A 25,245-nucleotide genomic window follows, 5' to 3' on the forward strand; every position below is an offset into this window, starting at 1 on the left:
GACGATTGACAGAGGTAGGGCGTGACCATGGCGGGAGACGAGCAGTACGAGCGGGGTCTTGAGGCGCTGCGACAGGCCGACGGCGGCGCCGCGCAGAGACTCCTGGAAGCCCTCGCCGACGTCTCGCCCGAGCTCAGCCGTCGCTCCGTCGCCTGGTCCTACGGGGATCTCTACGTCCGGCCCCAGCTCGCGCGCAGGGACCGGGAGCTGCTCACCCTCGGCATTCTGACCGGCCTCGGTGATGCCGGGGCCCAGCTAGAGGTGCACGTCAACGGGGCACTCAACGCGGGCCTGACGCCGTCGGAGATAGTCGAGGCGCTGCTGCAGGCGGTGGTCTACTGCGGCGTGCCGCGGGCCGTCAACGCCACGCTCGTCGCCAAGAAGGTCTTCGCAGAACGCAACCTGCTACCTGTCCCGGCAAGCCCCACCCCGGCCGGCTGACCTCGCCGTCGTCGCTCACGCGTCGCCGACACAGCTGATAGCGCCCGCTCACGCCGCCCGTTCTGCTGCCGGCCACAGGCGACGGTGCCGCGCCCGAACGGCGGCACCAGTGGCTGCCTTAATCTCGCTTAGCACCATCGTAAACTGCTTCGGCTTTTCGAGGACCTGACCGGGGCACGACGAAGGCAGCGGCGTCGCCGCTCCGAGCGGTAGGAGCGGAGTGTCGGCCGCTCACGCCGATCTGTCGAGCAAACAGCGGGCGGCGCCGTCGACGATGAGACGTGGTAGCAGTACCTGAACATCGAGAACCGCAACATGCTCAACTGGCCAGTGGTCAGCACCCGGTCTCGAATGACGGAACTACGGCGAACCCCATCAAGCTGACCCGCAACGCTCCACATCGATCTACAGCACGCCTACAGACGCGGCCTTACTGGACGTTTGTTTCGCGTTCGCGTCAGTAGCGGCCGATTTACGTCTCGACCTCGTCAGGGCAATATGCCGGACCTGGCCTGGAATAACCACATCCTGGCCAGCTCTGCCTTGACCAGAATCAGAGCATTTCAGCCCGCGATCGTGTCTGGTTCACTTTCACCCAACATCGACGTACATGAGGTCCGTCGATCCGACCCCCAGACGCCGTACGCCTGAATCATGACCGCGCGACGAGCCTATCCGTCCGACCTGTCCGACGCCCGCTGGGCCCTGATCGCACCCCGCCTGACCGCCTGGCGACAGGCCCGCACCGACGCCGGCGTCAGCGGCCGCACCCCCACCCACGACCTGCGCGAGATCTTCAACGCCATCCTGTACGTCAACCGAACCGGCATCGCCTGGCGCTACCTGCCCCACGACTTCCCACCCCACCCGACGGTCTACGGCTACTTCGCCGCCTGGAGCAAAGAAGGCATCTTCACCGACCTGAACTACCAGCTCACCGGACTCGTCCGCGACCACCACGGCCGCACCATCACACCCACCGCATCCATCATGGACAGCCAGAGCGTGAAGACCTCCACCAACGTCCCCCTGTCCACACAGGGCACCGACGCCGGAAAGAAGATCGTCGGCCGCAAACGCGGCATCATCACCGACACCCTCGGCCTGTTCCTCGCCGTCATCGTCACCGCCGCCAGCGCCAGCGACAACACCATCGGCATGGACCTGCTCGACCAAGCCACCACCACCTACCCCACCCTGACCAAAACCTGGGCCGACGCCGGCATCAAGAACCGCGTCGTCGAACACGGCGCCACACTCGGCGTCGACGTCGAGATCGTCACCAAAGACCCACAGGTCAAGGGCTTCAGCGTGGTCAAACGCCGATGAGTCGTCGAACGCACCATCGGCTGGCTCATGCACCACCGCCGACTCGTCCGCGACTACGAAGCCCGCCCCGGCAACTCCGCCAGCATGATCACCCTCGCCATGATCGACAACCTCGCCAAACGCCTCACCACGGAAACCACCCCAACCTGGCGAAAACCCCTACAACCGCATCGCGCACAAAATACGTGAATCAGACGTCCTCTGAGATCCCATGGCTTACCCCGGGCCGCCTCGAAGGATGAGAATCGATTCTCTTCACAGCTCTGCCGGACGGCTGGACTTGAACGGACGACCGCGTGTTATCGCCAGCAGCCGCCCCGAGCTTGTCACTGCTTACCGCAAGTGGTCTTTGACCTGCACAGACAGGGCAGGGCACCGCATCCGGCGGCATACGCCATCGATGCGGACAAACCCGGGCGATGGTTGGAAAGATCCACCAGGTCGAGCTGCGCGGCACGTTGCTGCACAGGAAACTCCAGTCCTCGTGGATCCGGCTGTACTCGCGCTCATCCATGCGCACAACGGAGAAGAGCGCCGAGAGCTCGCCGGCAACCCGCAAGGCTGCGCCCCGTTCCGGCAAGCGGAACACTCCGCTCGGTAAATGGACGTGTGATCGCCACGGTGTGCAGCATGGACGTCACCCTTGCCGCCCCTCGGGCAACGGTCGACGCGGCCGCGGAGCGCCTCCGCACGGCCGCACGTGACCGGATTCCCTGCCCACCGTTGCGCGACCTCATCGACCCCGACGACGTCACCACGGCGTACGCAGTGCAAGAGCGGCTGGGCGAGCTACGTCTTGCCACCGGAGCCAAGGTGGTCGGACGCAAGATCGGCCTGACCTCCCCCGCCGTCCAGGCCCAGCTCGGCGTGGACCAGCCTGACTTCGGGGTGCTGTTCGACGACATGGCGTTCACCGCAGGCGCCGAGCTGCCCACCGAGCAGCTGCTACAACCCAGGGCAGAGGCGGAGATCGCCTTCGTCCTCGGTGCCGACCTGGCGGAAGGCCCGCTCGATCTGGCCCAGATACGGGCGTCTGTCTCCTACGCCGTCGCGGCATTGGAGATCGTTGACAGCCGGATCGCCGAATGGGACATCACCTTCGCCGACACCGTCGCCGACAACGCGTCCAGCGGGCTCTACGTGCTCGGCTCGCAGCGTCGCACGCTCGTTGAGGTAGAGCCGGTCGAGGTCGAGATGCGGATGCTCGTCAACGGCGAGGTCGTGTCCACCGGAAACGGCGCCGCCTGCCTCGGCGATCCCCTGGAGGCGCTGGCCTGGCTGGCCCGCACCGCCCGGGAGTTCGGGGATCCGCTGCGATCTGGCCAGGTGGTGCTCTCCGGCGCGCTCGGCCCGATGCATCCCGTCCACCCAGGTGCCCGGGTGACGGCCGAGATCAGCGGCCTCGGCAGCGTCACCACCACGTTCTCAGCACAGGAGGAGTGAGCATGAGCAAGACCAAGGTCGCGATCATCGGGTCGGGCAACATCGGCACCGACCTGATGATCAAGGTGATCCGGCTCTCCGACACCCTCGAGATGGGCGCGATGGTCGGCATCGACCCTGAATCCGACGGCCTGGCCCGCGCTCGTCGCCTCAAGGTGCCCACCACTCATGAGGGCGTCGACGGGCTCATCGCGATGGACGGCTTCGAGGACATCGGGATCGTCTTCGACGCCACCAGCGCGAAGGCCCACAAGGCCAACGCGGGCCGGCTGGCGCCGTACGGGAAGCGTCTTGTCGACCTGACGCCTGCGGCCCTCGGCCCGTTCGTGGTGCCGGCGGTCAACCTCGGCGAGCACCTCGACGCACCGAACGTCAACATGGTCACCTGCGGCGGCCAGGCGACCATCCCGATCGTCGCCGCGGTCTCCCGGGTCACCCCAGTCTGCTACGCCGAGATCGTCGCCTCAATCGCCTCCAAGTCGGCCGGGCCGGGCACCCGGGCCAACATCGACGAGTTCACCGAGACCACTTCGCGTGCGATTGAGACCGTCGGTGGGGCGGCGTACGGCAAGGCGATCATCATCCTCAATCCGGCGGAGCCGCCGCTGATCATGCGCGACACGGTCTTCTGTCTGATCGGCGCCGACGATCCAGCCATGCACGAGCAGATCCGCTCCTCGATCGAGCAGATGGTCGCTGACGTGGCCGCTTACGTGCCGGGCTACCGGCTCAAGCAGCAGGTGCAGATCACGCCGATCCCCGAGGGCCAGCCGGTGCACACGCTGGCCGGAAAGGTGCCGCTGAGTCACCAGGTGTCGGTGTTCCTCGAAGTAGAGGGCGCGGCGCACTATCTGCCGGCGTACGCCGGCAACCTCGACATCATGACCTCCGCGGCGCTGCGCACTGCGGAGCGCCTGGCCGTTCGCGAGTTCTCGGAGGTGCCCGCATGACCGAGGTCTTCCTGCAGGACGTCACCCTGCGTGACGGAATGCACGCCGTTCGCCACCGGATCACGCCCACCGACGTCGGCCGGATCGTGGCCGCACTCGACGCCGCCGGCGTCGACGCCATCGAGGTCGCCCACGGGGACGGGCTCGCCGGCAGCTCCGTCAACTACGGCCCGGGCAGCAACACCGACTGGGAGTGGATCGAGGCGGCTGCCGCCAACCTCACCCGGGCCCGGCTGACCACGCTGCTGCTGCCGGGCGTCGGCACGATCGCCGAGCTGAAGCAGGCCTACTCGCTGGGCGTCCGCTCGGTACGGGTGGCGACCCACTGCACCGAGGCCGACGTCGCCGCCCAGCACATAGCCACCGCGCGCGAGCTCGGCATGGACGTGTCGGGCTTCCTCATGATGAGCCACCTCAACGACGCCGCAGGCCTCGCGCAACAGGCGAGGCTGATGGAATCCTACGGCGCCCACTGCGTCTACGTCACCGACTCCGGTGGGCGGCTCACGATGGACGGCGTGCGCGAACGGATCCGCGCCTACCGGGACGTGCTTGACTCGGCCACCGAGTTGGGCATCCACGCCCACGAGAATCTCTCGCTCTCCGTCGCCAACTCGGTTGTGGCCGCCGAGGAGGGTGCGCGTCGTGTCGACGCCTCGCTCGCCGGTCACGGCGCCGGAGCCGGCAACTGCCCGATCGAGGCGTTCGTCGCCGTCGCTAACCTGCAGGGCTGGAAGCACCACGCCGACCTGTTCGCGCTGCAGGACGCCGCCGACGACCTGGTCCGGCCGTTGCAGGACCGGCCGGTGCGGGTCGACCGGGAGACGCTCACGCTGGGCTATGCCGGCGTCTACTCCAGCTTCCTACGGCACGCCGAGGCTGCGTCGGTGCGCTACGGCATCGACGTGCGCACGATCCTGCTCGAGGTCGGCCGGCGCCAACTGGTCGGCGGCCAGGAGGACATGATCGTCGACATCGCGCTCGACTTGCTCGCGGGGCAGGAACCGGCGGCACCGTAGGGCTGGTGTGTCGCCCTCACCGGCGCAGCGCGACCGCATCGCCAGCGCGATCGCGGCCTACCCTTCGCGATCGGGCGACACGGCGAAGGCGGACCTGCCGCCATGTCATCCCGGCACGAGGAGTCGCCGCTCGGATAGGCCTCGCGGGAGGTGTTGGTCGGGCCGGTCGGATGATCGTGGGCAGCGGCGGCCTGTATCGCTCCGTGAGCGACCGGTCGGCGCCGTTGTCGCCACGATCGACTCCCTCGCCGAACCCGATCCGCGGGCGATAGTCAGCAGCAGCTTCTAGCGCTTCTGACCTGACCGGTCCGGCGTCGGGTCGCATAGTCGGCGGCGTGCTGCGGCTGCGCTCCGCACCGAGGGCTCGCGGTTCCGTTGAACAGAACGACCCGCTCGTGAAACTGTCGTCGGACCGCGATCGTGGTGCCATGAGTGCGCCAGGCAGCAGCAGGATGGGTCTAGCGGGGCAGCGCCGGCGCTGGACATGAGGGAAGAGCTGAGCACCTTCGCGCAGGCCGTGTGGCACCGCGCCCGGTGGATGCCAGATGCCGAGGTCCTTCGAGTGCCCGGGGTCGAGGTCTGGACCGCTGAGCAGCTGAGGCATCGGGCTGCCGCATGGGCCGCCGGCCTGTCCGGGAGCATCGGCCGAGGCGACGTCGTCGTCACCTGTGTCGATTCCGGCCCGGACGCGGTGGCGCTCACCGCAGCCGTGTCCACGCTTGGAGCCGTCGAGCTGCCACTGAGCAACGACCTACCGGAGGACTGGGCCCACCACCTGGTGGCCACCACCGCCGCCCGCGTCGTCGTCGCATCGGCCCACCGGGCGCAGGACGCACTCCCGGCACGGCTGGCCCGGCGCACCGGACACCCGCTGCAGCTCCTCGACGGGCCTCACCAGACCCTGCATCCCGATCATCCAGAGGCGCACTCCGTCGCTCCCGCCGAGTTGCCACCCACGGCGCCCGCGCTGATCATGACCACCTCGGGCACCACCGGCCGGGCGAAGGCCGCGCTGCTGCCCGTCGGAGCCCCTGCCGGACAAGCACGCAGGGTGACCCGAGCCATGGACTACGGACCCGACGACGTGCTGCTGAGCTACTTCCCGTGGCACCACATCAACGCCCGGCACGCCAGCCTGCTGCCCGCCCTCATCAGCGGCGCACGTGTGGTGATGGCACCGCGGTTCTCCGCCTCCGGCTTCCTCGACCTGGTGCGAGGTGAACAGGTGACCGCCTTCAACTTCATGGGAGCGGTCTGCATGATGCTCCTGGCGCAGCCGCCGACGAGCCGCGATCGGGACCATGTGCTCACCAAGGCGTACGGTGGGCCAGCACCCGCCCGGCTCGTTCACGACTTCCAGGAACGATTCGGTGTCACCCTTCGGCAGGCCTACGCCTGCACCGAGCTCGGCGACGTGGCCACGACTGCGATGGACGACCTGCGGCCGGGGGCGGCCGGCCGGACCGTGGCCGACCACGATGTCCGGATCGTCGACGAATCCGGCCGCGACGTCGCCGACGGCACGGTCGGTGAGATTCTGGTCCGACCCCGCCGGCCGGAGTTCGCGTTCCTCGGGTACGTCGCTGACGCGGAGGCAACCCGCCGCGCCTGGGCCGGCCCCTGGTTCCGCACACGGGACCGTGGTCGGCTCGTCGACGGCTGGTTGCACGTCGAGGGGCGCCTCGGAGACGTGATCCGGCGCCGCGGGGTCAACATCGACCCCTACCACGTCGAGGACGTGCTGCTCGCCCATCCGGCCGTCGCCGAAGCCGCAGCCGTCGCCGTGCCGTCCGAGCTCACCGAGGACGAGGTGCTGGCCGTGGTGGTGCCGCGCGACGGCAGCCGGATCACCGCAGAGGACCTCTGGTCGCACTGCCGCGCCGCATTGCCACGAGCTGTGGTCCCCCGCTATCTCTCGATCGAGGCCACCGTTCCGCACACAGCCACCCACAAGCTGGACCGCGCCGCCCTACGCCGGCGCGGCATCCCACCCAACGTGTGGGACGCCGAGTCATCCGTCCCCGCCACAACGGAGATCTCATGACCCCTGTTCCGCTCCTACGTGTCCTCGACCTCACCGACGGCCTCGCCGCGAACGCGGTCCGGCTGCTGGTCGGCCTGGGAGCCGACGTCATCCGGGTCCGGACGGACACCGCGGTGCCAGCCACACCGCCGGCTGCTTTGCACTGGTACGCCGGCACCCGGACGCTCACGGTGCCCGACGTCGACCTCGACCGCGTGGTGGCCAGCTTGCTGGTCGACGCCGACATCGTGCTCGAGTCCGGCCCGGTCGGCGACCTGCGCACGCTCGACCTGCGCAAGGCCAACCCGGAAGCGTGGGAGCACGTCGCCCATGTCGTGGTCACGCCGTTCGGTCTAAGCGGATCCCGCCGCGACTGGCTCGCCGACGAAAGCGTCGCCGCAGCCGCCGGAGGCATGACCTGGCTTGGCGGCCGGCCGGGCGAGGCACCCACGCCGCCGCCGCGGGGACAAGCTACCCAACTCGCCGGCACCCACGCCGCCATCGCGGCGCTCCTCGCCGTCATCGCCCGCCGCCGCATCGGACGCGGCCAGCTGGCCGAGGTATCGGTACAGGAGGCTGTCGCCGCCACGCTCGAGACCGGTGCCATCGCCTGGATCCACGCTGGCACCGTCCCGGGCCGCACCGGCGGCGTCTACGGCCATGTCGCACACCGGGTTTTCCCCACCGCGGACGGCTATGTCGCCGGCGGCTACTCGGGGCCCGACCGGATGTGGAGCGACCTGTTGGCGTGGATGAACGAAACCGGCGAGGCCGCCGACCTCACCGACGATGTGTGGCAGGACCCTGTGCACCGCTGGCGCCACCGTCCACATGTCGACGAGGTGGTCACGGCATGGACGCTCCGGCGTACCACCGCGGAGATCGCCGTTGAGGCGCGCCGGCGGGCGCTGCCGTGGGCGGAGGTTGCCGCGCCGGCCGACCTGGTCGCCAACCCTCAACTGCGTAGCCGGGACTTCTTCCTTCAGATCAGCACGCCTGAAGGGACTGTCATCGACGCCGGTTTCCCATACGAGTCTCCCGGCCAGCCGCGGCCGGTCCGGCTCGCTGCGCCCGAAGCCGTCGGGATCGGCGCGCGTTGGCACGTCGCCGCCCCACCGGCGGAGCTGCCACCGCAGATGCGGCTCGCCAGCGGCGGCGCACTCTCCGGACTGCGGGTGCTCGACCTGACCTGGGTACTCGCTGGTCCCTACGTCACGAGGATCCTCGGCGATCATGGCGCAGACATCGTCAAGGTCGAGTCCGCTCACCGGCAGGATCCGACCCGGTTCGCCCCCTCGATGCGACTGCGACCCGGGGCCGGATCCGAGGAGAGCGGCTACTTCCTCAACTTCAACCGCAACAAGCGTAGCCTGGCACTCAACCTGCGTTCGGCGGAAGGACCGCAACTGTTGCGCCGCCTCGCCGGCAAGGTTGACGTGGTGGTGGAGAACTTCTCCCCCGGCACGCTCGCCAAGTGGGGTTTGGACTTCGAGAATCTGCAGCGAATCAACCCCGACGCGGTGCTGGTTTCGATGTCCGGGGTCGGTGCGACCGGGCCGTGGCGCTCGGCGGTCACCTTCGCCGACACCCTGGCCGGCTGGTCCGGGCTGACCCACGCCACCGGCGGTGCCGACGGCATTCCGCAGGGCCTCACCTTCGGGCTCGGCGACATGGTGGCCGCGAACGCCGCGGTCGTCGCCATTCTCGATTGTGTGCTTCGCGGCGAGGGCGGGCATGTCGACCTCTCCCAACTCGAGGCCATGGCTGCCCACCTGGGCACCGCTGTGCTCGACACCGCCGTCCCTGCGGTCGCCGACGACCGGCTCGGCCCGTTCGTGCTCCGTGCGCCTGGGGACGACCGGTGGCTCTCCGTCGGCCGCGTCTCACGTGAGAAGCTCGCGAGCGTCGTCGACGGAACTGACCCGGTGCGTCGACTCGAGGAGTATGCGGCGGCCACGGACGCCGATCGGGCCGCCGCCCACCTGCAGGCGCACGGTATCCCGGCGTACCCGGTCCGGAACGGTCATGACCTCGTCGAACGCGATCCGCAGCTCGCCGCCCGCGGCTTCTACCCGACCCTCACCCACCCCCTTGCCGGAAAGGTGCGGGTCGAGGGTGTGCTGCACCATCTGACCGACACCCCACCCCATCTCGACCGCCCGGCTCCGTTGCTGGGCGAGCACACCGAGGAGCTGCTCGGCGAGCTGCTCGGACTGACCACCCAGGAGATCGCGGGTCTCCGCGAGCGAGGAGTGCTGGTATGACGACCGAGGACCTGAGGGCGCGCGAGGGCGCGGCGACCCAGGGATTCCGGATCGAGCGGGAGGGCGCTGTGGCGACGCTCTTGCTCGACAACGGTCCGGTGAACACCGTCGATCCACAGCTCATCGAGCGGCTCATCGAGGTGCTGCCCAGCCTGACGGGGGACGTCAGCATCCGGTGCCTCGTCATTCGGGGCAAGGAGCGCGTGTTCGTCGGCGGCGCCGACATCCGGGTGATGCGGCAGCTCGACCCCGACATCTACACGACGATGCGTCGCTGGGTCGAGGTGCAGCGGCTGCTCGAGCTCGCACCCAAGCCGGTCATCGCCGCAATGAACGGACACGCCCTGGGCGGAGGCGCGGAGCTGTCGCTCGCCTGCGATCTGCGTATCCTGCACGCGCGGGCGACGATCGGGTTCCCGGAGTCCCGCCTCGGCATCTTTCCCGGGGCGGGCGGCTCCCAGCGTCTCCCGCGGCTCATCGGCCCACACCGCGCGAAGCGGCTGATGATGGACGGTACCCGGCTCAGCGCCGACGAGGCGCTGGCCGAGGGCCTCGTCGACATCGTGGCCGGCGAGGATTTCGACGCGGTCGTAGCCGCCGAGGCTGCGCGGCTGGCGGCGCTGCCCACGGCGACGCTGGGGCTGATCAAACGCGCCGTCACCGAGGGCATGGAGTTGCCGCTGTCGGACGCGCTCGCCGTCGAGGCGGCGTGCGTTCGTGCCAACCTCGATCTGGCCGATGCCGCCGAAGGTCTGCAGGCCTTCCTGGACAAGCGTGAGCCGCGGTTCAGCGGCCGGTGATCAGTTGATCAGGTTGGCCGAGGAGACCCGGCGGCTGACCTCGGTCAGCGCGGCGGCCACCTTGGGGACGTCCGCCCGGTAGGTCGGTGCCGCGATCGACAGCGCGCCCAGCAGCAGCCGGGTGCCGGTCAACAGCGGCACCGCCACCGAGCACCAGCCGGCGGCGATCTCCTCCTGCTCCACACCCCAACCGTTGGCGCGGATCCGCCGGATCTGATCGAGCAGCAGCCCTGGTGCGACGGTGGTGTGTGGGGTGAGGCGCTTCAGCTCGCGGCTGACCACCTCCTCGAGCACCGACGGCGGCGAGAACGCGAGCAGCACCTTGCCGGTCGAGGTGGCGTGCAGCGGCATTCGCCCGGCGATGCGGGAGGGCTTGGCCGACTGTGCTGCTGCCAGCTTCTCGAGGTAGAGGACCTCGAGTCCGTCCAGCACGGCCAGGTGCACCGCCTCCTTGGTGGCGAAGTGCAGCCGCTCCATGAACGGGCGGGCGGCGTCGCGGAGCACGCGGAAGCGCGGCACCCGGGAGCCGAGCTCGAAGGCCCGCATGCCGAGGCGGTACTCGAAGCCGGAGCGCTCGAGCATCCCCCAGTCGACCAACTCCTGTGCCAACCGGTGCACGGAGGCCTTGGAGATGCCGGTACGTCGGGACAGCTCGGAGAGCGACAGCTCGACGTCATCGTGCTGGAACGACTCCAGAATCAGCCGAGCCTTGCCCAGAACGCTGTTGGCGCCCTGCCCCAGCCCCTCACCGTAGGCGCGAGTTTGAGCGACGTTTGTCATCTTTCCTCACCACAACGTCCCTCATGTTCTACCTTCATCACCACTCCTCACCGCAGTGGTTCCTCCTCCAAGCCCACAACAGTACGCACGAGTACCTCCACCAGGCGTTTCGCCTCCTTCAGATCGACGGCGTTCATGCCCAGGGTGAAGTCGACCGCCCGGCCGTTCGGACCCTGCGCGATCTTCGGCATGCCGACCCTGGCGGTCGGAATCCCCCGCATCCGGATCATGTTCGCGTCGGTGGCGCCACTGTTCGCCAGGACCAGCTCATGCGGCTGACCCGCAACCGACTCCCATGCCGCGACAGCCGACCGGACGATCCGGGCTGCCGGGTCGGTCCGGGTGCCCGGCACGGACGCGACCTGGCGCACCACGAGCGGCGCGCCGAACTCGGCCTCGAGCGGGGCCAGCGCCGCCCGCACCTCACGTACGACGGCGGGCGCGGTCTGCTCGGGCGTCATGCGGACGTCGAGCCGCACCCGGACCAGGGCCGTGGTCGACGCAGCCAGCCGCTCGAAGCCGCCATGGACCGACGACACGACGCCCTGCGGGCGCATCGTGCCGGCCTCGTGCCGCACGGCGTACTCCTCGCACCAGGCCTCGAGCACCTCGATCACCCGGGCCGCCGCGCTCGCCGCGTTGCGGTAGGGCATCCGGTGCCGGCTGCCGACGTAACTGTGCTCGCCGGGCACCTCGACATCCACCCAGGTGAGGCCGACTTCCTCGTGCGAGACGGTCCAGCCCGGTTTGGCGATGATCGCGTGATCGGTGGCAAACCCGCGTTCGAGGAGGAAGCTCGCACCGATTCCGTGTCCGGTGTTCATGCGACCCGGGACACCCACGCCATCAATGGCGAAGCTGGGCATCCCGCCGGCGCCGAAGGCCGCCACGACATTGACCGGGAGATCGATCCCGGCCCGCGCCATCGCCTCCACGGCGACGAGCACGCAGGCGGCATGCCCCTTCGGGTTACTGGCACCCAGACCGATGATGAGATCGTCGTACACGGTGGCGCGCGGCAGCATGTCCTCGCGCATGCGCGGACCGGCGAACGGGATGTCGAGGTCCGCATCGCCGGTGGTGTAGGTGTCCAGCGGCGCGTAGAGCAGCACGGATTCGCCGTCGTCCGGCCCACGCAGTACCCCGATCGCGTTGGCCTGGGCATCGTCGATCACCTGGAGGGTGCTGTCCACCCCCGCGGCGGCGAGGTGGTCGACCAGCCACTCGGCGGCCTGGCGCTCCGCCCCCGTCGGGCTCGATCGATCGACCAGGCCGCAGACCGCCTCTAGCAGGTGGTCGCGCTCCACCTGCGCGAGCACTGCAGCGACCGCATCCTCGTGGGTCCGAACGGTCTCGGTCACGCCGGCACACCCGCCTCACGAGCAGCCAGGCTGGACCGGAAGTGCACCGACACCTCCGGCAGGTCGCCGATGACCGCGCTGAAGGAGTCGCCCTCGTTGATCTCCACCATCGGTCCGAGCGCACCGGCGAGGACCACCTGCCCGGCGCGCAATGGCGTGCCACGTCGGTGCGCCTCGCCGGCGAGCCACGTCAAGCCGCGGATCGGGTCGCCGTGGAAATTGTCGCTCCCGGAGCCCGTCGACACGACGGTGCCGTTGCGGCGCACCTCCATTCGAAGGTCGCGCAGGTCGCGGTCCCCCAGCGGTCGCCCCTCGGCGGCCAGCACGAACAGGCCGGCAGAGGCGTTGTCGGCGATGGTGTCGACCGCGCTGATGTCCCAGCCCTCGATCCGGCTGTCGACCACCTCGAGTGCGGCCAGCACCTCGGCGACCGCACCGCGCGCCCGGTCGGCGTCGACGTCCGGCAGATCAAGGTCCTCACCGAGCCGGAACACGACCTCGGCCTCGATCAGCGGCTGCAGCAGCCGCCGGACCGGGACCACGCCGCCGTCCGGGATCTGCATGGTGTTCATCAACGTGCCGATCGTCGGCTGGTGAACGCCGAGTTGATGCTGGACCGTGCGCGCCATCAACCCGAGCTTGTGGCCCACGACGTAGCCTCCGCTAATCTCCTGCAGGGCCACCACGTGGCGTTGGACGGCGTAGGCGTTCTCGATGTTGCCCTCGCCGATCAGGTCACGCACCGGTGCGCAGGTGCGATGCATGGTGCCGGCGTAGCGCAGTCGCTCTGCGGCCAGGGCCAGCGGCGGGCTCAGGTCGTCACTCATCAGGGTCTCTCGTCTCAGTTCGTGGGTGGCACCAGTACGGCCCGACCGCGGAGCTGCCCCGCTCCGAGCAGTTCGAGCGCGCGGCCCGCCTCGGCGAAGTCGAACTCCTCCGTCTCGAGGACGAGCTCGCCGGAGACCAGCAAGGGTGCCCACTCCTCCGCCAGTGCACGGGCCTCAGCGTTGCGCCGGATCATGTTCACCGGCAGCAGCGGCACGTCGAGCAGTAGCCAGTTGGGAAGGTCGAGCGTAGCGGCCTCGCCGGCGACGTACCCGATGGAGACGGCGCGGCCTCCGGCACGGACCCAGCCCATCCGCTCGTTGAGCTGTTGGCCGCCCAGGGTGTCGACGAGGAGGGTCGCCGGGCGTTCCTTGCCGAGGACCGAGAGCGCGTCCCGCGAGGCGATCAACGGCTCGACACCGCTGGGGAGGCGCTCCGCCTGCTGCTGGTCAAGCACAAGGCCGAGCACGCGGGCACCTTCGCGGAGGGCCAACTGGGCGACCATTGACCCAACCGCGCCGGCCGCGCCGGCCACGAGGACCACTTCGTCGGCTGCCGAGGTGACGTCCGGGATACCCCAGGTTCCTATCCGGCCGACTGTGCGCAGGGCGGTGACGGCGGTCGTCAGCGGCACGAAGTAGGTAGCACCGAGCGACGGCGGCATCCCCTCGGGCAGCGGGGACAGGCTGGCCGTCGGCACTGTCACGTACTGTGCCCAGGTCCCGTTGCGGAGCAGCCCCAGGCCGGCGCCCCGCAGCATCACCTGGGTACCTTCGGCCAGCTCATCGGATGCGACCACCCGGCCGCACCCCTCGACACCACCGACGTACGGCAGGGCGGGCTTCATCCTGAACTCGCCTCCAGCGACGGTGCGGTCGAGATGGCCGACTGCGGCCGCCTCGACCCGCACCAGGGTTTCGCCGTCGGTCGGCTGCGGCATCGGCACGTCCTCCACCACCGGGGCGATTCCCCAGTCGTGTACGCGGACCGCCTGCATGGTCGTCGTCATCAGCTCACCCGGTGACGGTCGATGAATTCGAGGCTGAGCTGGTTGTACTTCTCGGCCTGCTCGTGCTGGGGCCAGTGGCCGCACTCGTCGAAGATCGTCAGCTCGGAGCCCTTGATGTTGCGGTGCACGGCGTCGGCCTCCGGAACCTCACCGAAGGGGTTGTTACGGCCCCAGACGATCAGTGTCGGGACATCAATCCTGGCCAGGTCCTCCGGGCGCAGGATGTTGCGCAGTCGGGTCTCCATGTCCTGCAGACACAGCAGGTTCCCGATGTTAGCGACGAAGCTCGGCTGGTGGTAGATCGCGTGCCGGACGGCGACGAGTTCCTCGGTGGCATCGTCGTCGTCGGCCATCAGCAGGCGCATCCGGGCCCGGGTCAGCTCCACATCGTCGGTGGTGACCGCCTTGCGGGTGCTGTTGCGGATCCGCTCCATCACCTGGGGGTTGGCGACGGTGCCGCCGGCGCAGAGTAGCTGCAGCGACGCGACCCGGTCGGGGGCGTCGATCGCGGTGCGAGCACCCACCCACCCGCCGAGTGACTCGCCGACGATATGCGCCTTCCCGATGCCCTGGGCGTCGAAGTACGCCAGCAGGTGGTCGCGGTAGCGCGGGATCTCGTAGGGGTAGTCCGGCTTGCCGGTGTAGCCGTGGCCGAGCATGTCGATGGCATGGACACGGTAGTGCTTGGCGTGCGCCGCAACATTGCGCATGAACGCCTCAAGGTGGCCAGAGGTCCCATGCAGGAAGATCACCGGCTCGCCGGCTCCAGCCCGCAGCGAGCGCGTGGGCACACCGCCCGCGTCGACGGTGGTGAGCTCGAAGTCGACACCGGCGAGCTCGGTCCAGATGGTGTCTGCAAGGGCGGTGGTCATGGGTTCTCCCGGAAGTCGTGGATCGTTCAATGGTTGATGCGGTGCACCTGGGTGTTGCTGCGGCGCGCCGCCCGGGCGACGCCGTAGCCGATGCCCGCGAGGCCTGCCAGGATGAGCAGCGTGCGCAGTGCGGTCATGTCTTCTCCTTGTTGCGTCTTCAGCGCGTCTGTCAGGGGTGATCCACTGAGCGCAGGAAGCCCTCGACGACGGCGTGGTAGGCGCCGGGCCGCTCCTCCTGCAGGTGGTGCGAGACGTGGTCCATCACGTGCAGGTTGCCGCGCGGCACCATCCTGGACAGCATCAGCGGGTAGTCCGGGGTGAGGAATGCGTCCTCGCGGCCCCAGATGAACAGCGTCGGCGCCTGGATGCGGCCAAGCTGCTCCGTGAGGTCTTGCCAGTCACCGCGCGGCGAGTCCGACATCGCCGCCAGCTCGCGCTCGCCGGGGTCGAGGCTCTGTTCGTAGCGAATGTCGAGCGTCTGCTCCGGCAGCCGGTCGGCGTCGTACCACTCCAGCCGGGTGATCAGCTGGCGCAGCTTCTCCCGGGTGGGCCCCTCGCCGCCGTAGTAGACGTCGCGGGCGGCGCGCCCACGGTGGCCGCGCTCGGGCAGCGGGGCCAGCGGCCCGTAGAACACCGGCATCGAGCCGGTGACCACCAGCGAGCGCACCCGGTCTGGGTAGTACGCCGCCAGCGCGAGCGCGATCGTCCCGCCCCAGGAGTTGCAGATGAAGTCCGCCCGTTCGATCTTCAGGGCGTCCATGAAGGCCACTGTCTTGGCGGCATGGAAGTCCCACATCGGACCGGTGATGCGGCACTTGTCGGACCTGCCGTACTGAAGGATGTCCTGCAGCACGCACCGGCGGTTCTTGGCGAAGTACGGCACAACCGGGCCGAAGTCGCTCCAGCCGGTGCAGCCGGGGCCACCTCCGTGCAGGAAGATGGTGTCCGGGCCGCTGCCGAGGTCGTGGAAGTGGAAGGTGACCCCGTCGGCCTCGACGAAGTGACTCTCTGGCACCGGCCCGGCAGCGGGCGAGGTGAGGGGCTGGGCGGTAAGTGTCATGCTCTTCCTCCTGCAACGTTCGGCTCGATGACGGCGGTGCCCATGCCGGTGAGCCATTCGGGCATCGGCGAGTAGCAGAGCGCGGCGCCGGGAGCAAAGCCGAGGGCGGCGGCCATCACCAGCCAGGTGCGCAACTCCTGACCGCCGTTACCGGCGATCTGCTCGAGCTCTGCGGTCGACAGGCGCAGGTACTCCTCGAGTCGGCCGGCCTCGAGGTCGGCGAGGAAGCGCTGGTCGAAGTCCTCGAACAGGCACGGCTGCGCGGCTACGATGATCTCCCGGCGGCGCTTGTCGAAACGCTCCCACTCCCCCCGGCCGTTGAGCCAGGCGTCGACCATGAACTCCTCGTCGTCGCCCTGTGGGTCGGCCCAGTTGCTGGGCCACGGCAGCTGGTGGGAGAGGCCACCGGAGGCGATCACCACCACCGTGCGGCCATCGGCGTGTGCCTCGATCGCCTCGGCCAGCCGCCGACCCAGTTGGGCGCAGCGTTCGAGCGTCGGCAGAGGCCGGGCGAAAACGTTGACTACCAGCGGCACGATCGGGATGTCGATGCCATCCAGAAGGTATTGGATGGCGTGCGACTGGCCGTGGTCGATCTGTAGCCGCGCCGAGATCGCGACCTCCGAGCCGGCCTCGATCAGGTATGTCGCCAGGTTGTTAGCCAACGTCGGATCGGTCTTCTGCGGGCCTTTGGGCGTGCCGGACTCGCCGGAGGCGATGACCTCGCCGACACCCAGGGTGAACGACGGGATCAGGTCGAGCCAGAACCCGCGGAAGTGGTTGGATCCCACGATGACCGCGACGTCCGGCTGGAGCTCCTTCAGTCGCCGGTTCACGTCGCCGAGGGAGTCGCGGAAGGCCACGGCCCGCTCGGTGTGCACGACCTTGTCCCAGTGCGTGTTCATCAGCGTGGAATGGGACGCTCCCACTCCGAGCGCGATCGCCGACACTCGTCGTTCCTCTCGTCTCAGTCGTCCTGGCCCGTCGGGGTGAGTCCGGACTCCGCGAGCCGTTCGATCCGCTCCTCGGTGACGTCCTCGGCGAGCTTGCGCCACTTCAGCAGCGACTCGTCCGGGCGGTAGAGCTTCTCCGGCGGCGCGTCGGTAACCTCGACCATCCACTTGTCCTGTGCGGAGAACTGGCCGTGGAACAACCAGCGCACGGCGCCGAGGTACTTTGCGTAGAAGGGCAACGTCCGGAGTCCCTTGCGGAACTCGACCAGCGCTCCGACGTACAGGTGGTTGTTCTCGTCCACCGGCACGTACCACTCGTAGTGGATGAAGTTCGGGTAGACGATGCGCAGGATGCCGGGCATGGTCACCGATGCGAAGCCGGGGAAGTCCTGGGCGGCGATGACCGGGTTGACCTCGCGGTGCGAGGTGGTGTTGCCGACGTTCTGCTTGCCCGTGTCCTGAGATGGACGAGGCTGGTACCAGGCGAGGTTCGGCCACTTGCCGATTCCGGGATAGTCGCCCTCCCAGAACTGCTCCTCCTGAACGCGGTAGAGCCAGCGGCCACGCTGCACGATCTTGGTCGTGTTCCAGGCCGGCATCGGCTTGAACATCCGCCACAGTGAGCTGCGGTGCAGGTACTTGGCGTGGCCCTCGTCGAAGCCGTTCTCGCACGCAAACCGCCAGTTGCCCTCACGCGGCTGGATCCGGTGGCCGACGATGCCGGCATTGCTCACCAGCTCCTCGGGAAGCTGCTCGTCGATCGAGGGCGGCACCTCGCCGTCGCCGACGTAGACCCACACCATGCCGAGGCGCTCCTCGACGTCGTAGGTCGGCTGGCGGACCTTGCCGCAGATCGGCGATTGCGGGCCGTCAGTGAGCGCGGCGACGAGGTCGCCGGTCTTCAGGTCGAACGTCCAGCCGTGATAGACGCAGGAGACCGTGCCCGGGAATGCCTTCTCCCCGCAGCTCAGCGGGACGCCGCGGTGCGGGCAACGGTCCTTCATCCCGTAGACGGTGCCCTTGTCGCGGATCAGGAAGAGCTTCTCGCCCAACAGCGTCACCTGGCGAGGCTTGTCCCCGACCTGTGAGGAGAAGCAGACCGGATACCAGTAGCCACGGAACCCTGCTTTGGCGGCCTGGTAGTGCGGCCAGCTCGACCAGTCCTGCCGGCCGGGCAGCTTGCCTGCGCGGTGCTTGCGGACGGGCTTCTTCCGCGGCTCCTCGGCCGCTGCGGGCTCGGTGGCGCTGGTCTCCGCCTCCGGCTTCGCAGGCTGGGTCATGGCATGCTCCCGGGTTGCTCAGGTTGGGGTGTGCCCGGAGCAGACCACCGGCGTGTGGCGGCTCACAACAGGAGCGGTTCATCCACCGGAACGCCTGCAGGTCGCGGCGCTTATCGAGCTCAAGCGCGGGATAGGTCTCGCCCCGCGAGCCTGACAAGGGCCATTCCGGTCAGCGATCCACGCCACAAGACCGCGCCGCGAACTGTTCCTACAGTCCGGATTCCCGCACACGAACGCAGGAGGCCGGCGTGACCAGCGCACAGACATTGACGAGGGACGTCCTTGTCCTCGGGGCCGGGCCGACGGGACTGTACGGCGCCTACTACGCCGGCTTCCGCGGCCTGTCGACCGTCGTGGTCGATGTCCTACCCCAGGTCGGCGGCCAGGTGATGGCCCTCTACCCCGAGAAGCAGATCCGCGACGTCGCCGGGCTGCCGAGCATCCGAGGGCGCGACTTCGTGGCGGCGCTCAAGGAGCAGGCCGACGCCTTCGAGCCGACGTACCTCCTGGGCCGCCAGGCCGTGGCGCTCACCCACGAGGACGGGCAGCCGGTCGTCACCCTCGACGACGACACGGTGATCCGCGCCGGCGCCGTGGTGATCACCGCGGGGATCGGGACGCCCCGCGCGCGGCCGCTCGAGGTCGGCACAGAGTGGCTCAGCACTGGCCTCTCCTACTTCGTCGTCGACCCCCAAGCGCACCGGGAGCAGGACGTGGTCGTCGTCGGCGGCGGCGACTCCGCGCTGGACTGGGCCGACGCCCTGGCCCCGATCGCCAACTCGGTCACGCTGGTGCATCGACGAGCCGCTTTCCGCGGGCACGCGGCCACCCTCGCCCGGGTCGAGGCCTCGCCGATCACGACGGTCCTCACGCAGTGCCAGGTCACCGCACTCGACGGTGACCTCGCCGGCGGCCGCCTCGAGAAGGTCACCGTGCGGCACACCTCCGGCACGGAGCAGGTGCTCGCCGCAGACCACGTGATCGCCGCGCTGGGCTTCATCTCCGACATCGGCCCGCTGCGCGACTGGGGCCTGGCGCTACGCGGCCGCTCGATCGAGGTCGACCGGGCGATGCGCACCAACCTGCCACGCGTCTACGCAGCCGGCGACATCGCCGACTTCGACGGCAAGGTCAAGTTGATGTCGGTCGGATTCGGCGAGGTCGCACTCGCCGTCAACCACGTCGCCGTTGACCTCGACCCCGACCTCACTCTCTTTCCCGGTCACTCGACCGACGAGCCCTGACAGCGAACACTCGCGGAGGAACCACCATGACCTACGTCATCGGAGCCGACTGCATCGATGTCCTCGACCGATCCTGCATCGAGGTCTGCCCGGTCGACTGCATCTACGTCGGCGACCGCAAGAGCTACATCAACCCGAACGAGTGCATCGACTGCGGCGCCTGTGAGGTCGAGTGCCCGGTCTCGGCGATCGTCGTGGACCGGAAGGCCAAGAAGGATCCGGGCCTGGCGGTCTACCTAGCCGACTCGAGGGACTTCTTCGAGAAGCCGCTGCCGAGTCGGGATACTCCGCTCGGCAACCCCGGTGGCGCCTCCCGCCTCGGCGACATCGGCGTCGACACGCCACTGGTCTCCGGCCAGCCTGTGTCATCGTGACCGCGGCCGGCCGAGGACCGGTTCTGATCACCGGCGGCACCAGCGGCATCGGCATGGGCGTCGCCGAGGCGCTGACCCGGCAGGACCGGCCGGTGGTCGTGCTCGGGCGCGACGCCGGGCGAGCCGCCGCAGCGGCCCAGCGCCTGCGCGCCTCGGTGCCGGGTGCAGATGTCGTCGCCCTCCCGGGCGACACGACCAATCCGGGCGACCTCGCCGTCGCCGTCGAGGCGGCGCTGGACCGGTGGGGTCGACTGGACGGGCTCGTCACGGCCGCCGGTCGGCTGGCGCGCGGCTCGCTGCTCGGGTTGTCGCCTGAGGAGTTCACCGCTGCCTGGCAGACGAACGTGCACGGCACGTGGCTCGCCATACGCGCCTGCGCGCCGCGGATGACGGAGCAGCGACACGGCCGGATCATCACGATCGGCTCGGTGCTGGGCAGCACGGGTGCACCTGCCCGTGCCGGGTACGCCGCGACCAAGGGTGCCGTCGCAGCGCTGACGCGCTCGATCGCCCTGGAGCTCGCCCACACCGGCGTGACCGTCAACTGCGTCGCACCCGGACCGGTGCGCACCCCGATGAACACGACGGGCCCGGACACCTGCTCGCAGTTCGACGACGCCATCCCCGTGGGCCGCTGGGGCACGCCCGCCGACGTGGCGCACTCCGTCGTCGGCCTGCTCGACGCCGATGCCGGCTGGACGACCGGGAGCATCGTCCAGGTTGACGGCGGCTATACCGCGCAATGACCCACGGAGAACCGATGATCTCAACCCTGCCGCTCGCCGACACCACTCTCCGCTACTCGGTGACCACACCGGCCGCGATCGACCGTGCCGTGCCGATCCTGCTGCTGCACCCGTGGTTCGGCTGTCGCGCGTTCTGGGACCCGGTCGCCGACGACCTGGGGGCGCGCTGCTATGCCGTCGACTGGTACTCGCTCAGCCACGGGGCCTGGACCGACTGGGCCTCACCGGAGGGGCTGGCTCGCGCGGCGATCGCACTCGTCGACCACCTCGATCTCGACTCCGTTGACGTCGTCGGCAACAGCGTCGGCGGCATCGTCGCGCAGCTGCTCGCAGCCCGGAGCCCCGAGCGGGTACGTCGGCTGGTGCTGGTGGGCACCGGCGCCAGTCTGGGCGGACCGCCGACCGCCTTCGGAGAGCTGGTCTCTGCCTGGATCGCCGGCACGCAGGACCGCGGGGTTCTGGCGGCGCGGCTGGTCGATGCGCTGGTCGCCACGCCGCCGGACGAGCCGCAGCGCGACGACTATGTCCGCGCGGTCCTCGATGCGGACCCCGGCTTCGTCAGCGCCGTGCTGACGGCCGCGCGCGGTCTGGATCTGCGCCCCGAACTCCAGCAGATCACTGCGCCCACCCTCGTGATCCGCGGTGAGCACGACAGCGCTCGTACCCCTGAGCACGTCGCCACCCTGATCGCCGGGCTCCCCGATGCCAGCGCAGTCGAGATGTCCGGATGCGGGCACTCGCCGATGATCGAGCAGCCGGCCACGTTCGCCACGCTGGTGCGCCGCCACCTGGCGGCCTGACCTCGTCGATATGCGCGGGCTCGCGGAGCCCGCCCGAAGAGTTCAGCTGATTGGTACTCCACTTCATCTTTCGGCTGGCTTGATGACCCGGTCGCCCAGGCGCGACCTGGCGCTACCGATGCGTGGGTGCCGCAGCCTCGAGGTCGTTGATACTGCCGGACATGATCGTGCGAAGGTGCTCGGTGATGTGCTGAGTGGGCCAGTCCCGCCAAGCAACGCCAGAGCGGTCGGATCATCGGGTCGTCGTAGTAGGTGAACTCCCCCACTCCCCCACCTCGATCAGCGGCGAGGTGACCAGCGACTTCAGCCGCACCACACGCGGCTGCTCGAGCATCGGATGCAGCACGCCCGCATCGGCCGGAACACCTGCCGTCGTGAACCTCCCTCATCGGGCCGCTGAATGGCGTAACCAAGATCGCACGTCGCACGTCGCACGTCAGAGACGGCAGGGGCTGTGATGTCGTGCGACATCACAGCCCCTGCTGTCGGTCGGTCCAGCACGCCGTCAGGAGCGCTGCTGAGACCACCAGTCGGTGATGATCTGCTGCTTCAGGTCCGGCATCGACTTCATGGCGCCATCGTCGACGAAGAACTGGGCGGTGTCGGTGGCCCGCTTGACCGTGGACTCGTCGAGATCACGCGTTTCGAACACGAGGTCCTTCATGATCTGTGCCGTCTGGTCGGTGGGGATCTTCACCGCCTTCTGCACGATCTTCTGCGCCTCCTCCGGGTGCTCCCGAATGAACTTGTTCGCGTCATCGAACGCGGCGGCGACCTTGGCAGCCTCGTCCTTGTGGCCCTTCAGCCACTTATCGTCAGTGATCAACCACTGTGAGTAGCTGACGCCGAAGTCGCCGATCGACCCTACGATCTTGCCGCCGGATTCCTGGGCGGAGCGCGTTGCCCAAGGCTCGTAGATGACCGTGGCGTCGACGTCGCCGCGCTTGAGCATCACCGGGATGTCGGGCGGCGTAGCGGTGGACAACGTCACCTTGTCGGCGTCGATGCCCTTGCTCTCGAGATAGCGCACGGTGGCGAGCTTCATCAGGCCCGGCAGGATCGCGAGCTTCTTGATGTCGGACGGGTCCTTCACCTTCGGCCCCCAGACCACCTTGATGTACGTCTCGGAGTGCTGGAAGTCGAGCAGCGCCCGCAGCGCCGGATCGGTGCCCATCATCGTCGTGGTCGTCGCGTCGGACTGCGTTGCCATGTCCGCCTGGCCGGCGATCACGGCCTGAGCCATGGCGGGCCCGCCCTCGAAGGTCGAGTACTCCACGTTGACGCCGCGGTCTTTGAAGTACCCCTTCTCGGCCGCGACGTAGACCGCGGTGTATGAGGCGTCGACACCGGTGGCGAGACGGACCACGCCGCCACCACCACCGCTCGAGCCGTTGCCACAGGCCGCCAGCAGCATCGACGATGCCGTGAACAGAGCCGCCACAAGGATCCTTGTGGGTCGCTTCATGGATGTTCCTCCTGTATGGCTCCGAGGGCCGTGACAGCTATCCGGGAGACCGGGGCATCTGTTGGGGAGGTCAAACCCGGGCAGTTGGCCCTGTGAAATTCAGACCTTGACGTCGTAGCGGGCAAGGACCGTGCGTCCGAGCACCCGGATCGCGCGATCGCACAAGTAGCCGAGAATTCCCAACGCAATGATCCCTACGAAGATCCAGTCGATCCGGCCGAAGTTCCGGGAATTCCAGATCAGGGATCCCAGGCCGGTCTGCGCTGCGACGATCTCAGCCGAGACGATGGTCAGGAAGCTGTTGCCGAGGGCCAGACGTGCGCCCGTGACGAGATGCGGAACGGTGGCCGGCAGGACCACCGCGGTGAAGACCTGCCGCCGGCTGGCCCCAAGGCTCGTGGCGGCGAGGAGCTTCGACTCGTTGATGGACAGCACACCTGCGATCGTGTTGATCGTGATGATGAATACCGAGGTGTAGAAGATCAAAATGACCTTCGAGGTCTCGCCGATCCCGAACCAGGCGATAGCCAGGGTGACGAAGGCAATCGGCGGGATGAACCGGAAGAACTCGATGTAGGGATCAAGCAGGTTGCGGATGAGGCTCACCCGGGCCATCAGAATGCCCAGCGGGGCCCCAAGGAGGATGCCGGCTCCCCAACCGATCATGATGCGCTGCAGCGATACCAGGCACGACTCCAGCAGGGTTCCATCGCGTGCGAGCTCGACCGCAGCTTCCCACGTTGTCGCAGGCGAGCTCACCAGCGAGGGGCCCATGTACCAGGCGAAGAACTGCCAGACCACGAGGCCGAGCACGATCGAGATGAGGAAGGATCCCCCACGGCGCAGCCCTGCACCACCGGCCGTGGACGGGCTGCGTCCCGAGCGCCTCTTCGGGGCGCGTTCGGGCGCCGCGATGCCCGTGTCGGGGGCTGCCAGGCTCATCGCTGCCCTCCCTTCAGCTGGCCACCGAGAGACTTGGCAACCTCTTCGGTGATGTCGGCGCGGATCTGGTGTCTCAGCTCCACGAACTGAGGGCTGTCCTCGTCACGAGGGCGCGGCAGCCCGACCTCATAGCTGGACTTGATCCGCGCCGCCGGACCCGCAGTCATGATCGCGATGCGATCGGCGAGAATCAGCGCCTCGTCGATGTCGTGGGTGACGAAGACGATCGTGCAGCGCCGCTCACGCCAGATCCGGTCCAGCTCGTGCTGCATGACCGTGCGCGTCTGGGCGTCAAGCGCACCGAACGGTTCGTCCATCAGCACGATCTGGGGCGAGTTGGCCAGGACACGCGCGATCTGGACGCGTTGTCGCATCCCACCGGACAGCTGTGGGGGCCGTTTGTCCGCGGCGTGCTCGAGACCGACGAGCCGCAGATGCTCCTCGACGAGCGCCGCCCGCTCCCGTTTTCCAATGCCGGCCATCCTCGGCCCGAAGCCCACGTTGTCGGCCACCGTGAGCCAGTCGAAGAGCGCGTCGGAGCTCTGGAAGACGAAGCCGAGCTCCTTGCCCGCGCCTGTGACCGGTTTACCCACCCGGGTGATCTCGCCGGAGGCGGCCGAGTTGAAGCCGGCCATCACCGAGAGTAACGTCGATTTGCCGCATCCCGAGGGCCCTAGTAGGCATACGAACTCACCCTCGCGGATGTCGAGGTTCACATCCTGAACGGCGACGAAGTCACCGAACGCGACGTTGACGGCGTCCAACGACAGCGCGGCGGCCCCACCGGTGTTGGACCCAGGAGCGGCATCTGCGATGTTCGGGTGCACGGTCAGGACGGGCTCCTGGTTAGCGATCGCGGTCATGGCTGCTCCAAGGTCCGGCAGGTTTCGCGAAACTGGGTGTTCACGGCTCCGTGTGATGCTGGTCATGCTCGAGCCGTGAGCAGACACGAACCGGTGGCCTGCCACAATGCCGACGGTTCGTCTAGTGGAACGCGAGGGATTTTTCCGCTTCGCTAATTGTGCACCAATTCGTGCCGCGAAGGTCGCGCCAGCCCGATCTTGACAGGTGGCGCAGGCCGGATTGTGGGGATCTCTCGTCCGGTGGAAGCTGAAGCTTCGCCGGCTGCTGGTTGACGATGTGTCGCCAGATCTCGCGGGCCTGGGCAAACGGTTGGACCGGGTCTCGATCTCCAGCAGGCGGGGGTGCTCGTACTTCAGTGGTCCCGACTGCGACGCGTCCTTGTCGGTGACGAGCTCGAAGCG

Annotated in this window: 22 protein-coding genes and 2 pseudogenes; 12 read left to right on the forward strand and 12 right to left on the reverse strand. The window is 68.7% G+C overall.

Annotated features, from left to right (window positions below):
- Positions 1 to 27: 27 nt before the first annotated feature.
- The 8 genes and pseudogenes from OG505_RS13600 to OG505_RS13635 all read left to right on the forward strand — a co-directional run bounded on the left by OG505_RS13600 (position 28) and on the right by OG505_RS13635 (position 10,269).
- Complete coding sequence (locus tag OG505_RS13600) at positions 28 to 441, forward strand: carboxymuconolactone decarboxylase family protein (protein ID WP_363613203.1); 414 nt, start codon at positions 28 to 30, stop codon at positions 439 to 441.
- Positions 442 to 1,095: 654 nt separating this feature from the next.
- Positions 1,096 to 1,959 (forward strand): annotated as a pseudogene (locus OG505_RS13605) (IS5 family transposase).
- A 441-nt stretch (positions 1,960 to 2,400) separates the two neighbouring features.
- On the forward strand, positions 2,401 to 3,213 hold the full coding sequence (locus OG505_RS13610) for a 2-keto-4-pentenoate hydratase (protein ID WP_405433610.1): 813 nt from the start codon (positions 2,401 to 2,403) through the stop codon (positions 3,211 to 3,213).
- A gap of 2 nt (positions 3,214 to 3,215) precedes the next feature.
- Positions 3,216 to 4,163 (forward strand): acetaldehyde dehydrogenase (acetylating), encoded by a 948-nt coding sequence (locus tag OG505_RS13615; protein ID WP_405433612.1) that lies wholly within the window; start codon positions 3,216 to 3,218, stop codon positions 4,161 to 4,163.
- Complete coding sequence (gene dmpG / locus OG505_RS13620; protein WP_405433614.1) at positions 4,160 to 5,182, forward strand: 4-hydroxy-2-oxovalerate aldolase; 1,023 nt, start codon at positions 4,160 to 4,162, stop codon at positions 5,180 to 5,182. The genes OG505_RS13615 and dmpG overlap by 4 nt, the downstream gene beginning before the upstream one ends.
- Positions 5,183 to 5,666: 484 nt before the next feature.
- Positions 5,667 to 7,226, forward strand: a complete 1,560-nt coding sequence (locus OG505_RS13625; RefSeq protein WP_405433616.1) for an AMP-binding protein — start codon at positions 5,667 to 5,669, stop codon at positions 7,224 to 7,226.
- Complete coding sequence (locus OG505_RS13630) at positions 7,223 to 9,469, forward strand: CoA transferase (protein WP_405433618.1); 2,247 nt, start codon at positions 7,223 to 7,225, stop codon at positions 9,467 to 9,469. Before OG505_RS13625 ends, OG505_RS13630 begins: the two co-directional genes overlap by 4 nt.
- Positions 9,466 to 10,269 carry an enoyl-CoA hydratase/isomerase family protein gene (locus tag OG505_RS13635; RefSeq protein ID WP_405433620.1) on the forward strand — a complete coding sequence of 268 codons (804 nt, stop codon included), beginning with the start codon at positions 9,466 to 9,468 and terminating at the stop codon, positions 10,267 to 10,269. The genes OG505_RS13630 and OG505_RS13635 overlap by 4 nt, the downstream gene beginning before the upstream one ends.
- Here OG505_RS13635 and OG505_RS13640 read toward each other — a convergent pair whose 3' ends face one another.
- The 8 genes from OG505_RS13640 to OG505_RS13675 all read right to left on the reverse strand — a co-directional run bounded on the left by OG505_RS13640 (position 10,270) and on the right by OG505_RS13675 (position 18,409).
- Positions 10,270 to 11,049 (reverse strand): IclR family transcriptional regulator, encoded by a 780-nt coding sequence (locus OG505_RS13640; protein ID WP_405433622.1) that lies wholly within the window; start codon positions 11,047 to 11,049, stop codon positions 10,270 to 10,272. It lies immediately after the preceding gene.
- A 47-nt stretch (positions 11,050 to 11,096) separates the two neighbouring features.
- Entirely contained in the window at positions 11,097 to 12,410 is a 1,314-nt protein-coding gene (locus OG505_RS13645; RefSeq protein ID WP_405433624.1) for a M20 family metallopeptidase, read from the reverse strand.
- On the reverse strand, positions 12,407 to 13,237 hold the full coding sequence (locus tag OG505_RS13650) for a 2-keto-4-pentenoate hydratase (protein ID WP_393522183.1): 831 nt from the start codon (positions 13,235 to 13,237) through the stop codon (positions 12,407 to 12,409). Before OG505_RS13650 ends, OG505_RS13645 begins: the two co-directional genes overlap by 4 nt.
- Before the next feature lie 14 nt (positions 13,238 to 13,251).
- On the reverse strand, positions 13,252 to 14,244 hold the full coding sequence (locus tag OG505_RS13655; RefSeq protein WP_405433625.1) for a zinc-binding alcohol dehydrogenase family protein: 993 nt from the start codon (positions 14,242 to 14,244) through the stop codon (positions 13,252 to 13,254).
- Complete coding sequence (locus OG505_RS13660) at positions 14,244 to 15,116, reverse strand: alpha/beta fold hydrolase (RefSeq protein ID WP_405433626.1); 873 nt, start codon at positions 15,114 to 15,116, stop codon at positions 14,244 to 14,246. The genes OG505_RS13655 and OG505_RS13660 overlap by 1 nt, the downstream gene beginning before the upstream one ends.
- Positions 15,117 to 15,285: 169 nt before the next feature.
- Positions 15,286 to 16,176 carry an alpha/beta fold hydrolase gene (locus OG505_RS13665; protein WP_405433627.1) on the reverse strand — a complete coding sequence of 297 codons (891 nt, stop codon included), beginning with the start codon at positions 16,174 to 16,176 and terminating at the stop codon, positions 15,286 to 15,288.
- Complete coding sequence (locus OG505_RS13670) at positions 16,173 to 17,126, reverse strand: hypothetical protein (RefSeq protein WP_393522173.1); 954 nt, start codon at positions 17,124 to 17,126, stop codon at positions 16,173 to 16,175. The genes OG505_RS13665 and OG505_RS13670 overlap by 4 nt, the downstream gene beginning before the upstream one ends.
- A gap of 17 nt (positions 17,127 to 17,143) precedes the next feature.
- Positions 17,144 to 18,409, reverse strand: coding sequence for a Rieske 2Fe-2S domain-containing protein (locus OG505_RS13675; protein ID WP_405433628.1), 1,266 nt, complete (start codon positions 18,407 to 18,409; stop codon positions 17,144 to 17,146).
- Between the two features lie 248 nt (positions 18,410 to 18,657).
- On the opposite strand from OG505_RS13675, the gene OG505_RS13680 reads away from it, so the two are divergent.
- Genes OG505_RS13680 through OG505_RS13695 form a run of 4 tightly spaced genes read left to right on the forward strand, consistent with a single transcriptional unit; the run spans position 18,658 to position 21,573 of the window.
- Positions 18,658 to 19,653, forward strand: coding sequence for an NAD(P)/FAD-dependent oxidoreductase (locus OG505_RS13680; RefSeq protein WP_405433630.1), 996 nt, complete (start codon positions 18,658 to 18,660; stop codon positions 19,651 to 19,653).
- A gap of 26 nt (positions 19,654 to 19,679) precedes the next feature.
- Positions 19,680 to 20,027 (forward strand): indolepyruvate ferredoxin oxidoreductase subunit alpha, encoded by a 348-nt coding sequence (locus OG505_RS13685; protein WP_393522167.1) that lies wholly within the window; start codon positions 19,680 to 19,682, stop codon positions 20,025 to 20,027.
- On the forward strand, positions 20,024 to 20,773 hold the full coding sequence (locus OG505_RS13690; protein WP_405433631.1) for an SDR family NAD(P)-dependent oxidoreductase: 750 nt from the start codon (positions 20,024 to 20,026) through the stop codon (positions 20,771 to 20,773). The genes OG505_RS13685 and OG505_RS13690 overlap by 4 nt, the downstream gene beginning before the upstream one ends.
- Before the next feature lie 14 nt (positions 20,774 to 20,787).
- Positions 20,788 to 21,573: an alpha/beta fold hydrolase gene (locus tag OG505_RS13695; RefSeq protein ID WP_405433633.1), complete on the forward strand. Its 786-nt coding sequence runs from the start codon at positions 20,788 to 20,790 to the stop codon at positions 21,571 to 21,573.
- A gap of 236 nt (positions 21,574 to 21,809) precedes the next feature.
- Here OG505_RS13695 and OG505_RS13700 read toward each other — a convergent pair.
- The 4 genes and pseudogenes from OG505_RS13700 to OG505_RS13715 all read right to left on the reverse strand — a co-directional run.
- A pseudogene (locus OG505_RS13700) lies at positions 21,810 to 21,907 on the reverse strand (antibiotic acetyltransferase); the annotation flags it as partial.
- Positions 21,908 to 22,078: 171 nt separating this feature from the next.
- Positions 22,079 to 23,014, reverse strand: a complete 936-nt coding sequence (locus tag OG505_RS13705) for an ABC transporter substrate-binding protein (RefSeq protein ID WP_405433635.1) — start codon at positions 23,012 to 23,014, stop codon at positions 22,079 to 22,081.
- Between the two features lie 123 nt (positions 23,015 to 23,137).
- Complete coding sequence (locus OG505_RS13710) at positions 23,138 to 23,980, reverse strand: ABC transporter permease (protein ID WP_405433637.1); 843 nt, start codon at positions 23,978 to 23,980, stop codon at positions 23,138 to 23,140.
- Positions 23,977 to 24,843 carry an ABC transporter ATP-binding protein gene (locus tag OG505_RS13715; RefSeq protein WP_405433638.1) on the reverse strand — a complete coding sequence of 289 codons (867 nt, stop codon included), beginning with the start codon at positions 24,841 to 24,843 and terminating at the stop codon, positions 23,977 to 23,979. The genes OG505_RS13710 and OG505_RS13715 overlap by 4 nt, the downstream gene beginning before the upstream one ends.
- Positions 24,844 to 25,245: the final 402 nt, after the last annotated feature.

Source organism: Micromonospora sp. NBC_00617 (genome assembly GCF_045161355.1).
Classification (GTDB): Bacteria; Actinomycetota; Actinomycetes; order Mycobacteriales; family Micromonosporaceae; genus Micromonospora.

Coding starts and splice junctions, on each gene's coding strand:
- OG505_RS13600 (WP_363613203.1), top strand. CDS start 28: ATGGCGGGAGACGAGCAGTACGAGCGGGGTCTTGAGGCGCTGCGACAG.
- OG505_RS13610 (WP_405433610.1), top strand. CDS start 2,401: ATGGACGTCACCCTTGCCGCCCCTCGGGCAACGGTCGACGCGGCCGCG.
- OG505_RS13615 (WP_405433612.1), top strand. CDS start 3,216: ATGAGCAAGACCAAGGTCGCGATCATCGGGTCGGGCAACATCGGCACC.
- dmpG (WP_405433614.1), top strand. CDS start 4,160: ATGACCGAGGTCTTCCTGCAGGACGTCACCCTGCGTGACGGAATGCAC.
- OG505_RS13625 (WP_405433616.1), top strand. CDS start 5,667: ATGAGGGAAGAGCTGAGCACCTTCGCGCAGGCCGTGTGGCACCGCGCC.
- OG505_RS13630 (WP_405433618.1), top strand. CDS start 7,223: ATGACCCCTGTTCCGCTCCTACGTGTCCTCGACCTCACCGACGGCCTC.
- OG505_RS13635 (WP_405433620.1), top strand. CDS start 9,466: ATGACGACCGAGGACCTGAGGGCGCGCGAGGGCGCGGCGACCCAGGGA.
- OG505_RS13640 (WP_405433622.1), bottom strand. CDS start 11,049: ATGACAAACGTCGCTCAAACTCGCGCCTACGGTGAGGGGCTGGGGCAG.
- OG505_RS13650 (WP_393522183.1), bottom strand. CDS start 13,237: ATGAGTGACGACCTGAGCCCGCCGCTGGCCCTGGCCGCAGAGCGACTG.
- OG505_RS13655 (WP_405433625.1), bottom strand. CDS start 14,244: ATGACGACGACCATGCAGGCGGTCCGCGTACACGACTGGGGAATCGCC.
- OG505_RS13660 (WP_405433626.1), bottom strand. CDS start 15,116: ATGACCACCGCCCTTGCAGACACCATCTGGACCGAGCTCGCCGGTGTC.
- OG505_RS13665 (WP_405433627.1), bottom strand. CDS start 16,176: ATGACACTTACCGCCCAGCCCCTCACCTCGCCCGCTGCCGGGCCGGTG.
- OG505_RS13675 (WP_405433628.1), bottom strand. CDS start 18,409: ATGACCCAGCCTGCGAAGCCGGAGGCGGAGACCAGCGCCACCGAGCCC.
- OG505_RS13685 (WP_393522167.1), top strand. CDS start 19,680: ATGACCTACGTCATCGGAGCCGACTGCATCGATGTCCTCGACCGATCC.
- OG505_RS13695 (WP_405433633.1), top strand. CDS start 20,788: ATGATCTCAACCCTGCCGCTCGCCGACACCACTCTCCGCTACTCGGTG.
- OG505_RS13710 (WP_405433637.1), bottom strand. CDS start 23,980: ATGAGCCTGGCAGCCCCCGACACGGGCATCGCGGCGCCCGAACGCGCC.
- OG505_RS13715 (WP_405433638.1), bottom strand. CDS start 24,843: ATGACCGCGATCGCTAACCAGGAGCCCGTCCTGACCGTGCACCCGAAC.